Genomic DNA, 13,687 nt, shown 5'->3' with positions numbered 1-13,687 from the left:
CCCCGGGAGACCACCATGGCGAAGCCCACCGCCGGCATCCGGCTGCGAGACCGGATCGGCTCCATCACGAGCGGCACCGTGGCGTGGATCTACGCCGCCCTGCTGATCCTGCCCTTCTACTACTTCGTGGTGTCGTCGTTCAAGGACAACGACGGCATCTTCGAGTCCCCACTGGCGCTGCCGGCGTCGTGGGACCTGTCGAACTTCACCGAGGCGATCCGCCAGGCCTCACTCGGACCGGCGATCGCGAACTCGGCGATCACGACGGTGGCGGCCCTGGTGCTGACGCTCGTGCTCGCACTGCCGGCGTCGTTCGCCCTCGCCCGGGCCACCGGTCGCGCGGGACGGATCGTCGAGGGGCTGTTCTCGCTCGGGTTCCTCATCCCGTCGTTCGCGGCGCTGTTCCCGACGTTCCTCCTCGCCGCGGGCATGGGGCTGTTCCACACCCGGACGTTCCTCGTGCTCCTGCTGCCGGCGACCGCGATGCCCCTGGCCGTCGTGATCCTGACCCAGTTCATGCGGACGATCCCGCGCGAGCTGGAGGAGGCCGCGTCGATGGACGGCGCCTCGGCGTGGCAGGTGATGCGCCAGGTGTACCTGCCGATCTGCATCCCGGGCATCGCCACCGTGCTGCTGCTGAACTTCCTGTCGTTCTGGAACGAGTACCTGTACGCCCTGGTGCTCATCGGGCCGGACACCGCGCAGCGGACGATCCAGGTGGCGCTCCCGACGCTGAAGGTCGACGCCGGCACCGACTACGGGATGCTCATGGCCGGCACGCTGTTCACGCTGCTGCCGGTGTACCTCGTCTACTCGATCCTGCAGCGCCAGATGCAGCGCGCCCTGGTGTCCGGAGCGATCAAGGGATGACCGCGCACCCGACCGCGAGCAGCCTCGACGTCCGCGCCCGCATCGGCCAGCTCAACCAGCGTCTGAAGGGCTGGGAGGCCGTCCGCTGGGTCGACGGCCGGCCGCGGATCACCGACGTCCTGCGCGCCGAGGTCGACCGGTGGGGTGGCATCGGCGCGGTCTACGGCGTGCTCCGTGCCGACCCCTGGTCCGGCGTGCACTGGGGCAACGGCATCCCGCCCGAACGCTCCGCCGAGGCCTACGCCGCCGTGCAGGACCACGTCGTCGCGCACAGCGACGGTGGTGTCCCCACGCTCTTCGTCGAGGAGGTCCCGCACGGGCTGCAGGCCCTCGGCGGCACGACGGTGCCGGTGAACCTCGCGCTCGGCGCCGCCATGGACGAGCAGCTCGTCGAGGAGCTGGCCGCCGCGGTCGCCGCCGAGGTCCGGGCCCGCGGCACCCACGTCGCCCTCGTCTCCGGGCTCGACGTCCTGCGCGACCCCCGGTGGGGCCGGAGCGAGGAGTGCTGGTCGGAGGACGCCGCGCTCGCCGCGATCATGGTCGCCGCCACCGTGCGCGGCATGCAGGGTGGTGGCCCCGGCCCCATCGACGACCGACACGTCGCGGTCGTCGCGAAGCACCTGGCGGGGCAGGGCGCCGGCATCGGCGGTCGCAACGGCTCCGGCGCGCCGATCGGTCGTCGCGAACTCGCCGAGGTGCACCTGCCGCCGGCGCTCGCCGCCGCACGCGAACACGTCGCCGGGTTCATGGCGGCCTACAACGACGTCGACGGGGTGCCGTGCTGCGGCAACCGCGACCTGCTCACGACCACGATCCGCGACGCGTGGGGCTGGGACGGGCTCGTCATGGCCGACGGGACCGCCGTCGACCGGCTGCGCGACGTCACCCCCGACCCGGCCTCGGCGGCTGCGCTCGCCCTGCGTGCCGGGGTCGACCTGAGCCTGTGGGACGAGGCGTACACGCACCTCGACACGGCGCTGGGCCGCGGCTCGGTCAGCACCGAGGACCTCGACCGTGCGGTCGACCGCGTGCTCGCCCTCAAGCGCCGCGTCGGCCTGCTCGGCACACCTGAACCGGCACCGGCACACGTCCCGACACCGGGACCCGTGCCGCCCGCCGAGGCACTCGAGCGCACGACCATCGCGCTCGCCGAGCGTGCCGCCGGCCGCGCCGTGGTCGCCCTGGGCGGAGCGCTGCCCGCGATCGCGCCCGACGCCGTCGTCGCCGTGGTCGGCCCGAACGCCGACGACGTCGACGCGCTCCTCGGCGACTACGCACCGCCGAGGCCGCCCGTCGACCCGGGCGCGGCCACCGTCCGCTCCGCCCTGGAGGCCCGGCTCGGCCCCGCCCGGATCCGCACCACCCGGGGCAGCGGGCTCCGACACCCCCTGCCGGGCCCCGACGGACTCCTCGCGGTCCGCACCGCGCTCCTCGGCGCCGACGTGGCGGTGGTCGTGCTCGGCGGCTCGAGCCGGCGTGCCTACGACGACGGCTTCGAGGACAACGGTGCCGTCAGCGGTCCGGCACCGGACACCACGAACGGCGAGGGGGTCGACCTGGCCTCGATCGCCGTGCCCGAGGCGCAGCTCGACGTGCTCCGCGCCGCCCGCGAGAGCGGTCTGCCGGTCGTCGCGGTCGTCGTCGACGGTCGCCCGCGGGTCCTGACCGAGGTGCTCGCGCTGGCAGACGGTGTGCTGGTCGTGCCGTTCCCGGGGCCTTCCGGCGGTCGTGCCGTCGCGGACGTGCTGTTCGGCGCCCCGGCCGAGGGGCGGCTCCCCGCGACCTGGCCCGGCGCCGACGGCGTCCTGCCGGTGGCGCACGACGAGCGGCTCGAGACGGCGCGCGGCTACGTCGACGTGACCAGCCGTTCGACCGTGACCGGTGCACCCGGGCCGGGCGACGGGGTGGACGTCCGTCTGGCGGAGGGGAGCAACGCGGTGACTGCCGTGCGCCTCCTGGCCGGGGGGACGGTGACGGTCCCGGTGACGGTGCGCAACAGGTCGGACGCGCCCCGTCGGGTGTCGGTGCCCCTGTGGGGGCGGCGGCGGGAACCCGGTGTCCGACCGCGGCGACGGCGACTGCTCGCCCTGGTGACGGTCGACGTGCCCGCTGGCGGGACCGTCGACACCGCGTACGCGCTCGGACTCGATGCGCTCGGCACGTGGGACGCTGGTCTCCGGCTCGGTGCACGGCCGCTCGAACTCGACTGCTGGACGGACGACGTGCTCGATCCACCCGGGTCGACGCGGACCGTCCGCGTCACCGACGGACAGGAGTCAGTGCGATGGGTGTCGTGACGCGGACGCAGCTCGAGGAGATCACGCCGACGCTGGTGGCGGCCGCCGACCGGGTCCGCGCCGCGGTCGGCACCGAGGTCGGGGACCGGGTGGAACGCGCGCTCGTCCGGACGCTGCGGGACACGATCTCGCTCGACGACGACGGCGCCTTCGTCATCACGGGGGACATCCCGGCGATGTGGCTCCGCGACTCGACGACGCAGATGACGCCGTACCTGCGGTTCGCGGCGGACGACCCGGCGCTCGCGGACCTGCTCTGGGCGGTCGTGCGGCGGCAGTTCCGGCTGATCGAGCACGACCCGTACGCGAACTCGTTCAACCGCGAGCCTCACGGCGCGCACTACGACCCGGACGACCTGAACGCCGACCCGCTGGTGTGGGAGCAGAAGTACGAGGTGGACAGCCTGGCCTACCCGGTGACGTTCGCGCACGCGCTGTGGCGGGCGACCGGCTCCACGGCGGTGCTCGACGAGCGGGCGCACCGGGTGTTCCGCACGATCGTGGCGCAGTGGCGCGCCGAGCAGGACCACGACGCCTCGGCGTACCGGTTCGTGCGCGACGGGGCGATCCCGACCGAGACCCTGGCGAGCGACGGCCGCGGTACCCCGGTCGCCGTGACGGGCATGACGTGGTGCGGGTTCCGTCCGTCGGACGACGCCTGCACGTACGGCTTCAACGTGCCCGCGAACCTGTTCGCCGCCGAGGCGTTGCTCGCCGTCGCTGCGATCGCCCGCGAGGTCTGGTCCGACACGGGGCTGGCGGACGACGCCGACGTGCTGCGCGCGAGCATCCTGGACGGCGTCCGGCAGCACGGCATCGTGGCCGGGCCGGCGGGTGCGGACGTCTACGCCTACGAGGTCGACGGCCTGGGCGGCGTGCTGCTCATGGACGACGCGAACACGCCGTCGCTGCTGTCGCTGCCCCTGTCCGCGCCGTCGGTGCTCGACGACGCGGTGTGGGCGGCGACGCGGGACTTCGTGCTGTCACCGGCGAACCCGTACTGGTTCAGCGGCACCGCGGCCTCCGGGGTCGGCAGCCCGCACACGTTGCCGCAGCGGGTGTGGCCGATCGCCCTGGCGGTCGAGGGCCTCGTGTCCGGGTCGCCGGCGCGCCGTCGGGAGCTGCTCGACGTGCTCGTGGCGACCGACGGCGGGACCGGCGACATGCACGAGTCGTTCGACGTCGAGGACCCGACGCGGTTCTCGCGCCCGTGGTTCTCGTGGGCGGACGCGATGTTCTGCGAACTGGCACTGGCGGCGGCCGAGGACTGATCCTCGGCCGCCGCCAGTGCGGGTCGCGCGGGTGGTCGGCTAGGCGCCGAGCGCGGCGTCCACGATCTCCTTGGCCTCGCGCTGCACCTGCTCCAGGTGCTCCTGCCCGACGAAGCTCTCGGCGTAGATCTTGTAGACGTCCTCGGTGCCGGACGGCCGTGCGGCGAACCACGCCTTGTCCGTCACGACCTTGACGCCGCCGACGGCAGCGTCGTTGCCGGGGGCCTTCGACAGCTTGGCCGTGATCGGGTCGCCGGCCAGGGTCTCCGCCGTGATGGCCTCGCCGTCGAGCTTCGACAGGCGAGCCTTCTGCTCCTTCGTGGCGGCGGCGTCGACGCGCTGGTAGACCGGGTCGCCGAAGCGCTCGGTCAGTTCGGTGTACAGCTGCGAGGGGGTCTTGCCGGTGACGGCGACGATCTCGGACGCCAGGAGCGCCAGGATGATGCCGTCCTTGTCGGTCGTCCACGCGGTGCCGTCGGTGCGCAGGAACGACGCCCCCGCGGACTCCTCGCCACCGAAGGCGACGGAACCGTCGATCAGGCCGGGCACGAACCACTTGAAGCCGACCGGGACCTCCCACAGGCGGCGGCCGAGCGACTCCGCGACGCGGTCGATGATGCTCGACGACACCAGGGTCTTGCCGATGGCAGCGTCGTCGCGCCAGGCCGGACGGTGTGCGTAGAGGTACTCGATCGCGACGGCGAGGTAGTGGTTCGGGTTCATCAGGCCGCCGTCGGGCGTGACGATGCCGTGCCGGTCGGAGTCGGCGTCGTTGCCGGTCAGGACGTCGAACTCGTCCTTGTGCGCCAGGACCGAGGCCATCGCCGACGGGCTCGACGGGTCCATCCGGATCTTGCCGTCCCAGTCGAGCGTCATGAACGACCAGGTCGGGTCGACGTCCGGGTTCACGACGGTCAGGTCGAGGCCGTAGTGGTCGCGGATGAGGTTCCAGTAGGGGAGCGAGGCGCCACCGAGCGGGTCGGCGCCGATCTTCACCCCGGCGCGCTTGATCGCGGCGATGTCGATGATGTTCTCGAGGTCGGCGACGTAGGTGTGCAGGAAGTCGTAGCGGTCGGGGGTGGCGTGCTCGGTGCGCTGCACCTCGGCGTTGCCGCCCTCGATGATCGCGTTCGCCCGGTTCGCGATCCAGCTCGTGGCGTCGCTGTCGGCCGGTCCGCCGTGCGGCGGGTTGTACTTGAAGCCGCCGTCGCGGGGCGGGTTGTGGCTCGGCGTGATGACGATGCCGTCCGCGGTGTCGGGGTTGCCGGCACGGTTGTAGCGGATGATCGCGTGGCTCAGCGCGGGGGTCGGCACGTAGCCGTTGTCGCTGTCGGCCAGCACGTGCACGCCGTTGGCGGCGAGGACCTCGAGTGCGGTGCGCTCGGCGGGGCCGGACAACGCGTGGGTGTCGCGCCCGATGAAGAGCGGGCCGTCGGTGCCCTGCGACTGCCGGTACTCGACGATCGCCTGCGTGATCGCGGCGATGTGGGTGTCGTTGAAGGCGGAGTCGAGCGAGGAGCCGCGGTGTCCGGAGGTCCCGAACACGACCTGCTGCTCGGCGACGGAGACATTGGGCACACGGTCGTAGTAGGCGGCGACGAGCGCGTCGATGTCGACGAGGTCGTCTGCGGTCGCGGGGGTGCCGGCGCGGTCGTTCATGGGTCCATCCTGGCATCGCGCACCCGGAGACGTCCGGCCGGCGCACAGCCCGGGCCGCAGAGCGCGGACCGGGCCGTGTCCGCCAGTGGGGGTCAGGCGGTGCGGAACGAGCCCGTCGCCGTCCGGAACGAGCCCGTGGCGGTGCGGGTCGACGCGGTCCAGGTGCCGGGACGCGACCGCTGCGTGTCGGTGAAGCGCCCGAGGCGCCCGGTGATCGGCGCGCCCGTGTAGGTGCCGACCGAGTCGGTGGCGCGGGTGCCCGTGAAGGTCCCGCGCTCGTCACGTCCGCCGAGCCCGGACACGAAGGTGCCGCCGAACGGGAAGGTGCTGTTCGTCATGGTGGTCTCCTCGATGTGGTGGCGGCATCGAGGATCGCCGGTCCGACGACCCTGACGCCGTCGGCTGGAGACACCACCGTACGTGACTGTCTTGCATCATGCAAAACAAGTGCACGAACGTGCGCGATCAGGCCAAGAGCTCGCAGAAGCTCCGGCCCGCGACCGTCCAGCTCTGCCGCGCCACGAGGCCCGCGTCCGCCGCGTGCCGGTGCAGCGCGTCGAGCCCGACCTCGGCCCAGGGGAACCCGGCGCTCTCGTGGCCGTCGGTGTCCACCACGCGGGCGGTGTACACGCGGTCGGCGAGGGGGTCGGGGTTCGTCTCGACGATGACCCGGCCGCCGGTGCGGACGATCTCGCCGCAGCGCTCCAGCAGCGCGGCGGGGTCGCCGCCGATGCCGATGTTGCCGTCGATGACCAGGGCGGTGTCCCAGTGCCCCTCGTCGGGGACGGCGTCGAACACCGACCCCTGGATCGCGGTGCCGCCGGATCGCTGGGCGATCGCCACGGCCTCGGCGGAGACGTCCACGCCGAGTGCGGGGATGCCCCGGTTGCGCGCGGCCACGAGCATCCGACCGGGGCCGCAGCCGATGTCGATCACGGGGCCGTCGGCGTCGTCGAGCAGCGAACGGTCGACGCGGTCGGCCGCGGCGCTCCAGCGGCTGACGTCCATCGTCGTCACGACGTCGGGGCGGTCCGGGTCGGTCAGCCGGAGCCGTCCGTCCGAGCGCAGGGCCCTGGCGTACGGCTCGCCGCCGCCGGCGCCGAAGGAGACGGGTGCGTGCATGGTCATCTACAGACTCCCCACGGTCTCGGCACGGAGTGCCTGGGTGAAGCCGGACTCCGGCGCGATCTCGGCGACCCGCTCCGCGTCGGGCACGGTGTCCACGTCGAGTAGTTCGCCGAGGATGCCGACGTCGAGGCCAGCGTCGGTGAGGCGTGCGAGCTGGACCGCACCGGTGTCGTCCTGGGACATCGGGACGCCGCGCAGCAGGTCACCGGTCGGGTCGTGCAGGTAGAGCGACCAGAAGCCGCCGTCCTCGGCGGGGCCGAACCAGGCGCCGCGTTCCGGCTGGTCGAACACCGGGGCCAGGTCGTCGGCCGACACCTGCGGGGTGTCCATGCCGACGAGCAGCAACGGTCCGTCGATCGCGTCGAACAGGAAGCCGAGGCGCTCGTCGAGACCGCCGCCGGGCTGGTGGAGGACGTCGAAGCCGTCGGCCGACTCCGGCACGACGTCGCCGTCGAAGAACAGGAGGCGGCGCTCGGCGGGCAGGGCGCGCACGGTCGACAGCGTGTCGGCGAGGCTCGCGGACGCGACACGGGCGGCACCCTCGGGGGAGAGCGCCGGGGTCAGCCGGGTCTTCACCTTGCCGGGCAGGCACTCCTTCGCGACCACGGCCACGGTGATGCCGGCGGTCATGCTCGCGTCCCCTCAGCCGAGGCGGTGACGGGTGCGGAGCCGGGCCGTGCCGCGGAACCGGTCGGGGCGGTGGAGCCGGCCACGTGACGGACGGAGGCCGGTGCGACGACCCGGACACGGGCCTCCCGGCGGTAGGCGCGCAGCAGGCGGGTCATGTCGCGGACCGCGTTGACCGTGCCGCGGAGCGTGCCGGTCACCTTGCTGTCGCCGATGCGCTGCGCGTAGCCGATGTCGGACTCGTCGACGCGCCAGCCGGCCGCGTGCGCGGCCAGGACCATCTCGAGCGGGTAGCCGCTGCGGCGGTCCTGCAGGTCGAGGGAGACGAGGTCCTCACGACGCATCACGCGCATCGGACCGAGGTCGCGCAGCCGGTAGCCGGTCGCACGGTGCATGAGGATGGCGAGGACGCGGTTCGCGAACCGGGCGTGCGGCGCCCAGGCGCCCTTGCCGGTCGGGACGCGCCGGCCCAGCGCCAGGTCGACGCGGCCGCTGGCGACGCGGTCGACGAGCGGCGGCAGTTCGGCGGGGTCCATCGACGCGTCGGCGTCGCAGAAGGCGACGAAGTCCGCGGTGGCCGCACGGACGCCGGCGGCGCAGGCGGAGCCGAAGCCCTTCACCGGTTCCGTGACGACGAGGGCGCCGTGGGCGCGCGCGACGTCGGCGGAGCCGTCGGTCGAGCCGTTGTCCACCACGATCGCGCGGTAGCCCTCCGGCAGGCGTGCGATCACCTTCGGCAGGGCATCGGCCTCGTCGAGGCACGGGAGGATGACGTCGACACTCATGTCCGTCATTCGGTGCCGTTCGTCAGAACGACGGGTCTGTCCTGTCATGCACTCGACGTAACACGACGACGCGCGGCGGGGTACAGGAAACTTGTACCCGCTGGTCAGTCAGCGCACTGTTCCGCGGCGCGGTCCCCAGAACGGGGGACAGGCGCGCTTCGTGAGCAGAATGGTCGGGTCGCGTCCGGCGACCCGACCATTCCTGCTCACGAAGCGGGCTACTTGACGGCGCTCCGGAGGGGAGCGGTGGCGAAGTCGCGCATGCCGGCCGCGAAGTCGACCTCGGCGCGCCAGCCGAGCTCGACGGCGATGCGGTCCGAGCTCGCCGTGACGTGGCGGACGTCGCCCAGGCGGTACTCGCCCGTGACGACCGGCTGCGGGCCGTCGGGGCCGGCGATCGCCGCGGCCATGTCGCCGATCGTGTGCACGACGCCGGACCCGACGTTGTACGCGCGGAACGAGTCGGCGGGCAGGTCGGCGGTCGCGGCGATCGAGGCGGCGTTCGCCCCGGCGACGTCGTCGACGTGCACGAAGTCCCGGCGCTGGGCACCGTCCTCGAACACGCGGGGCGCCTCGCCGCGGGCCAGTGCCGAGCGGAACAGTGAGGCGACACCGGCGTAGGGGGTGTTCGCGGGCATGCCGGGTCCGTACACGTTGTGGTAGCGGAGCGCGATCGCCCGGCCGCCCGTCGCGCGCGCCCAGCTCGAGGCCAGGTGCTCCTGTGCGACCTTCGTCTGCGCGTACACGTTGCGGGGGTCGAGCGCGGCGGACTCGTCGATCAGTCCGGGCAGCAGGGGGTGGCCGTCCGGGCCGATCGGGTCGAAGCGGCCGGCGTCGAGGTCCTCGCGGCGACGGGCCGGCGGGCGGACGGGCTCGCCGTCGGACGTCGTGTACGAACCCTCGCCGTAGACGACCATCGAACTCGCGACGACGAGCCGGCCGATGTCGTGCCGGTCCATGCCGGCGAGGACGTGAGCGGTGCCGGCGTCGTTCGACGAGACGTAGTCGGGGGCGTCCTGGAAGTCGACGCCGAGGCCGACCTTGGCGGCCTGGTGGCAGACGACGTCGACGTCGTCGAGCGCGGCGTCGAGCGAGACCCGGTCGCGGACGTCGCCGTGCACGAACTCGATGCCCTGCTGCTGGTGGGCTCGGAGGACTTCGCCGGGATCGCCGTGGACGTCGTCGCGGAGGGAGTCGAGGACGCGGACCTCGTGGCCGTCGGCCAGGGCGCGGCGGACGATCGCGGAGCCGATGAAGCCGGCGCCGCCGGTGACGAGGAGGCGGCTCATGCGGTGGGGCCCGTGGTGGGCTGGGCCTGCGTGACGCTGGCGCCTGTGGGCTGGGCCTGCATGATGCTGGCGCTCGCGCTGGTCGGGACGAGTTCGCGCGGGGTGAAGTCGGCGGGGATCGCGGCGACGATCTGGCCGATGGCGCGGACGATCACCTCGTTGGCGCGGGCGAGGCGTTCCATGACGAGGGCGTGGGTGACCACGGCCCCGGCGTCGTCGACGTCGGCGCCGCCGGCCGCGGCTGCGGCCTCGTCCTCGGTCGGGGCCAGGCCGGCGTCGGCGTCGGTGACGAACGACAGGTTGACCGTGGCGATGCCGAGTTCGGCGGCGAGCGGGACCTCGGGCGTCATCGTCATGTTGATGGTGTGGCCGCCGGCCTGGCGGAGCCAGACGGACTCGGCGCGGGTCGAGAACCGCGGGCCCTGGATCACGACGCACGTGCCGGTCGGACGGAACGGCACGTCGAGTGCGGCGATCGCCTCGACGGCCGCGCGCCGCAGCGTGGGGTCGAAGGGGTCGGCGAACGACAGGTGCTGGACGTCGTCCTCGAAGAACGTGTCCGCACGGCCGAAGGTGCGGTCGATGAGCTGGTCGGTCACGACGAAGGTGCCGGGGGCGTAGTCGGGGTGCAGACCACCGACGGCGCTCGAGGACACGATCGCCCGGACCCCCAGGGAGCGGAGCGCCCAGACGTTGGCGCGGTGGTTTATGCGGTGCGGTGCGACGGAGTGCGCACGACCGTGCCGGGTGAGGAAGGCGACCCGACGGCCGGACATCGTGCCGATGCTGATCGGGCTCGACGTCGGGCCGAACGGCGTCGGCACGTCCAGTTCCTCGGCGGTGCCCTCCTCGAACAGCTGGTAGAGGCCGGAGCCCCCGATGACACCGATCGTCACGGCTTCGTCGTTCTCCACAGGTCCTCCGAAAGGTCGTCGGCGCGGTCTGCGCGCTGGATACGCTACTGACGCCGGCCCCGGACGAACCGGGAGCGGCGACACCATCCCTGTTCGGAGGCACCTGTGCGAACGATCGGTCAGCACCGCGACGACCTGGCGGCGTTGCTCGCGCCGGTGGTGGCGGGCCTCGGAGCTGCGTCGTGGCGGATCGACGACCTGGCCGTCGACGGCCGCGCCGGTCACGGGCACCGCGTACTCGCTGCGCCCGTCGCCTCGCCGGTCCCGTTGCCGCCGTTCGACAACAGCCAGATGGACGGGTTCGCGGTCCGGGTGGCCGATGCCGGGCAGGACGTCCAGGTCGTCGCACCGATCCCGGCCGGGGTCGTGCCCACGCCGCTCTCCGTCGGCACAGCGGCACCGATCATGACCGGTGCGCGGATCCCTGACGGCGCCGATGCGGTCTTCCCGGTTGAGGCCACGTCGCCGGGGTCCTTCCCGGCCGCGCTCGACCTGGGGCACGTCACGGTGCCCGCTGACCTCGTGCCGGGCACCTTCGTGCGAGCGACCGGCAGCGACCTGGCCATCGGTGCGTCCATCGCTCCGACTGGTGCGCCGATCACCCCGGCCCTGCTCGGCGCGCTCGCGTCCGCCGGAGTGTCCACCGTGCAGGTCCGGCGCCCGCTGCGGGTCCTCGTCGTGTCGACCGGGTCCGAACTGCAGGGCGCCGACGCCGACGCGGCGACGATCGGCGACGCGAACGGCATCGCACTGCGAGCGGCGCTCGCCGAGGTCGGGGCTTCGTCCCGCGCGGTCCGGGTCCCCGACGACGTCGACGCGTTCGTCACCGAGCTCGACGACGCCGTGGGGGAGTGGGCCGACCTCGTGCTCACCACCGGGGGGATCAGTGCGGGCGCGTACGAGGTCGTGCGGCAGGCACTCGAACCCCGCGGGCTCGCCGTCACCCCGGTCGCGATGCAGCCCGGCGGGCCGCAGGCGTTCGGCAGCGTGGTGCTCGCCGGTCGCCCGGTGCCCGTGGTCTCGTTCCCGGGCAACCCCGTCTCCGCACTCGTCTCGTTCGAGGTCTTCCTCCGTCCGCTGCTCGCGCCCCTCGTCGGACTGCCGACCGACCGCGCCGTGCTGCACCTGCCCGCGGCCACGGCTGCGAAGTCACCGGGTGGCAAGCACCAGGTGCGACGCGGTCGGGTGGCCGACGGGGTCGTCCACTTCGTGGGTGGACCGAGTTCCCACCTGCTCGCGCACTACGCGGCCGCCACGCACCTCGTCCACGTCCCGGTGGGGGTCGACGCCGTCGAACCCGGTGACGTCCTGACCGTCTGGAGTCTCCGATGACCGATCCCGTCGACACGTCCGGCGTGTCTGATCCGTCCGACGCGGCCGATCCGTCCGACGCTGCCGAACAGGCCGACCTGTCGCACGTGCGCGCTGACGGGTCCGCGCACATGGTCGACGTGTCCGCGAAGGACGTCACCGACCGCTCGGCGACCGCCACCGCCACGCTCGTCACCCGGCCCGACGTCGTGGCCCGCATCCTCGACGGCTCCCTGCCGAAGGGCGAGGTCATCGGCACCGCCCGCATCGCCGCGATCATGGCGGTGAAGAAGACGTCCGACCTCATCCCGCTCTGCCACCCGCTGCCCATCGCCGGCGTGCAGGTCGACATCACCGGTGCCGACGACCGCGTGCTGATCGAGGTCTCGGTGCGCACGACGTCGCGGACCGGCGTCGAGATGGAAGCGCTGACCGGCGCGAGCGTCGCCGCACTGACCGTGTACGACATGGTGAAGGCCGTCGACCGAGCGGCCTCGATCACGGACGTCCGGGTGCTCGAGAAGCACGGCGGGCGCTCCGGGGACTGGAGCAACCGATGACCTCGCAGCCGACCAGGGGCCGTGCCGCCGTCGTGGTGGTGTCCACGCAGGCCGCCGCCGACCCCGCACTCGACCGCACCGGGCCCGTCATCGCAGGGTGGCTCCGCGAGCGGGACTTCACCGTCGCCGAACCCGTGATCGTCCCCGACGGCGGGGCCATCACCGAGACCGTGACCGCCGAACTGCTCGCCGGAGCCCGGATCGTCGTCACGACCGGGGGAACCGGCGTCACCCCGACCGACCGGACACCCGAGGCCGTCGCACCCCTCATCGACCTCGAGCTGCCGGGCATCCTCGAAGAGGTCCGTCGTCGGGGCCTCGCCGGAGCCGGTCCGACCGCACTGCTGAGCCGCGGCATCGCCGGCATCAGCACCGGTGGAACCCTGATCGTCACCCTGCCCGGGTCCCGCGGCGGCGTCGCGGACGGACTGGCCGTACTCGACGGGCTGGTCGAGCACGTGCTCGCGCAGGTGCACGGCGAGGGCCACGCGCCGCGGAGTGCGTCGTGACCGCGTCGCCGGCCCCGGCACCGGATGCGCGCGTCGTCCTCGCCGACGTCGTCGACCGGGGGATCACCGTCGACGAGGTCTCGGCCGTCGTCGCCACCGACCAGGACGGCGCCGTCGTCACCTTCGCCGGCGTCGTCCGCGACCACGACGGCGGCAAGGGCGTCACCGCCCTCGACTACGAACGACACCCCAGCGCCGGCGACGTCATCGCCGAGGTCGCCCGCACCGTCGCCGACGCCCACCCCGACGTCCGGATCGCCGTGCTGCACCGCGTCGGGTCGCTCGGCATCGGGGACGTCGCGCTCGCCGCAGCGGTGGCGTCGTCCCACCGGGCGCAGGCGTTCGCGGCGTGCGGCGAGCTGGTCGACCTGGTGAAGGAGCGCGTGCCGATCTGGAAGCACCAGCGGTTCACCGACGGGACGGACGAGTGGGTCGCGGCGCTGTGATGGATGCTCAGGTAAGGGTGG

The 13,687-nt window shown here is 73.2% G+C and carries 14 protein-coding genes; 7 read left to right on the top strand and 7 right to left on the bottom strand.

All coding sequences use genetic code 11. The features are described 5' to 3' along the window. Window positions 1–15: 15 nt before the first annotated feature. Genes EDF63_RS00315 through EDF63_RS00305 form a run of 3 tightly spaced genes read left to right on the top strand, consistent with a single transcriptional unit; the run spans window position 16 to window position 4,438 of the window. Window positions 16–870, top strand: coding sequence for a carbohydrate ABC transporter permease (locus EDF63_RS00315; protein ID WP_123293697.1), 855 nt, complete (start codon window positions 16–18; stop codon window positions 868–870). Then, entirely contained in the window at window positions 867–3,167 is a 2,301-nt protein-coding gene (locus EDF63_RS00310; RefSeq protein WP_123310168.1) for a glycoside hydrolase family 3 protein, read from the top strand. The genes EDF63_RS00315 and EDF63_RS00310 overlap by 4 nt, the downstream gene beginning before the upstream one ends. Continuing rightward, window positions 3,155–4,438 carry a glycoside hydrolase family 125 protein gene (locus EDF63_RS00305; protein ID WP_123310166.1) on the top strand — a complete coding sequence of 428 codons (1,284 nt, stop codon included), beginning with the start codon at window positions 3,155–3,157 and terminating at the stop codon, window positions 4,436–4,438. Before EDF63_RS00310 ends, EDF63_RS00305 begins: the two co-directional genes overlap by 13 nt. Window positions 4,439–4,477: 39 nt before the next feature. Here EDF63_RS00305 and pgm read toward each other — a convergent pair whose 3' ends face one another. The 7 genes from pgm to EDF63_RS00270 form a co-directional block, all read right to left on the bottom strand. Next, window positions 4,478–6,097: a phosphoglucomutase (alpha-D-glucose-1,6-bisphosphate-dependent) gene (gene pgm / locus EDF63_RS00300; RefSeq protein ID WP_123310164.1), complete on the bottom strand. Its 1,620-nt coding sequence runs from the start codon at window positions 6,095–6,097 to the stop codon at window positions 4,478–4,480. Between the two features lie 92 nt (window positions 6,098–6,189). Continuing rightward, on the bottom strand, window positions 6,190–6,435 hold the full coding sequence (locus EDF63_RS00295; RefSeq protein ID WP_123310162.1) for a hypothetical protein: 246 nt from the start codon (window positions 6,433–6,435) through the stop codon (window positions 6,190–6,192). Window positions 6,436–6,562: 127 nt separating this feature from the next. Then, a complete protein-coding gene (locus EDF63_RS00290; protein ID WP_123310160.1) occupies window positions 6,563–7,225 on the bottom strand; it encodes a class I SAM-dependent methyltransferase in 663 nt (220 codons plus the stop codon). After that, window positions 7,226–7,855 (bottom strand): DUF2064 domain-containing protein, encoded by a 630-nt coding sequence (locus EDF63_RS00285; RefSeq protein WP_123310158.1) that lies wholly within the window; start codon window positions 7,853–7,855, stop codon window positions 7,226–7,228. It abuts the gene before it with no gap. Beyond that, complete coding sequence (locus tag EDF63_RS00280; protein WP_260232901.1) at window positions 7,852–8,646, bottom strand: glycosyltransferase family 2 protein; 795 nt, start codon at window positions 8,644–8,646, stop codon at window positions 7,852–7,854. Before EDF63_RS00280 ends, EDF63_RS00285 begins: the two co-directional genes overlap by 4 nt. 209 nt (window positions 8,647–8,855) lie before the next feature. Beyond that, complete coding sequence (locus tag EDF63_RS00275; protein WP_123310157.1) at window positions 8,856–9,926, bottom strand: NAD(P)-dependent oxidoreductase; 1,071 nt, start codon at window positions 9,924–9,926, stop codon at window positions 8,856–8,858. Beyond that, window positions 9,923–10,840: an MTAP family purine nucleoside phosphorylase gene (locus EDF63_RS00270; protein ID WP_123310155.1), complete on the bottom strand. Its 918-nt coding sequence runs from the start codon at window positions 10,838–10,840 to the stop codon at window positions 9,923–9,925. Before EDF63_RS00270 ends, EDF63_RS00275 begins: the two co-directional genes overlap by 4 nt. Before the next feature lie 105 nt (window positions 10,841–10,945). Here EDF63_RS00270 and glp point away from each other — a divergent pair, with 105 nt between their 5' ends. Genes glp through EDF63_RS00250 form a run of 4 tightly spaced genes read left to right on the top strand, consistent with a single transcriptional unit; the run spans window position 10,946 to window position 13,666 of the window. Continuing rightward, window positions 10,946–12,172 carry a gephyrin-like molybdotransferase Glp gene (glp, locus tag EDF63_RS00265; protein ID WP_123310153.1) on the top strand — a complete coding sequence of 409 codons (1,227 nt, stop codon included), beginning with the start codon at window positions 10,946–10,948 and terminating at the stop codon, window positions 12,170–12,172. Then, entirely contained in the window at window positions 12,169–12,711 is a 543-nt protein-coding gene (gene moaC, locus EDF63_RS00260; protein ID WP_395871085.1) for a cyclic pyranopterin monophosphate synthase MoaC, read from the top strand. The genes glp and moaC overlap by 4 nt, the downstream gene beginning before the upstream one ends. Further along, the gene (locus tag EDF63_RS00255; RefSeq protein ID WP_123310151.1) at window positions 12,708–13,220 is read left to right on the top strand and encodes a molybdenum cofactor biosynthesis protein B; all 513 of its coding nucleotides are present in this window, start codon (window positions 12,708–12,710) and stop codon (window positions 13,218–13,220) included. The genes moaC and EDF63_RS00255 overlap by 4 nt, the downstream gene beginning before the upstream one ends. After that, entirely contained in the window at window positions 13,217–13,666 is a 450-nt protein-coding gene (locus EDF63_RS00250; protein ID WP_123310149.1) for a molybdenum cofactor biosynthesis protein MoaE, read from the top strand. Before EDF63_RS00255 ends, EDF63_RS00250 begins: the two co-directional genes overlap by 4 nt. The last annotated feature ends 21 nt before the right edge of the window (window positions 13,667–13,687 follow it).

Origin of the sequence: Curtobacterium sp. JUb34 (assembly GCF_003755065.1) — a bacterium.
Lineage (GTDB): Bacteria > Actinomycetota > Actinomycetes > Actinomycetales > Microbacteriaceae > Curtobacterium.
This window is presented reverse-complemented; position numbering and strand designations above follow the sequence as displayed.

Bases quoted from the DNA above. Each gene is read 5' to 3' on its own strand.
- EDF63_RS00275 (WP_123310157.1), bottom strand. From the start codon at position 9,926: ATGAGCCGCCTCCTCGTCACCGGCGGCGCCGGCTTCATCGGCTCCGCG.
- EDF63_RS00285 (WP_123310158.1), bottom strand. From the start codon at position 7,855: ATGACCGCCGGCATCACCGTGGCCGTGGTCGCGAAGGAGTGCCTGCCC.
- EDF63_RS00280 (WP_260232901.1), bottom strand. From the start codon at position 8,646: ATGACGGACATGAGTGTCGACGTCATCCTCCCGTGCCTCGACGAGGCC.
- pgm (WP_123310164.1), bottom strand. From the start codon at position 6,097: ATGAACGACCGCGCCGGCACCCCCGCGACCGCAGACGACCTCGTCGAC.
- EDF63_RS00310 (WP_123310168.1), top strand. From the start codon at position 867: ATGACCGCGCACCCGACCGCGAGCAGCCTCGACGTCCGCGCCCGCATC.
- EDF63_RS00295 (WP_123310162.1), bottom strand. From the start codon at position 6,435: ATGACGAACAGCACCTTCCCGTTCGGCGGCACCTTCGTGTCCGGGCTC.
- moaC (WP_395871085.1), top strand. From the start codon at position 12,169: ATGACCGATCCCGTCGACACGTCCGGCGTGTCTGATCCGTCCGACGCG.
- EDF63_RS00315 (WP_123293697.1), top strand. From the start codon at position 16: ATGGCGAAGCCCACCGCCGGCATCCGGCTGCGAGACCGGATCGGCTCC.
- EDF63_RS00290 (WP_123310160.1), bottom strand. From the start codon at position 7,225: ATGACCATGCACGCACCCGTCTCCTTCGGCGCCGGCGGCGGCGAGCCG.
- EDF63_RS00255 (WP_123310151.1), top strand. From the start codon at position 12,708: ATGACCTCGCAGCCGACCAGGGGCCGTGCCGCCGTCGTGGTGGTGTCC.
- EDF63_RS00305 (WP_123310166.1), top strand. From the start codon at position 3,155: ATGGGTGTCGTGACGCGGACGCAGCTCGAGGAGATCACGCCGACGCTG.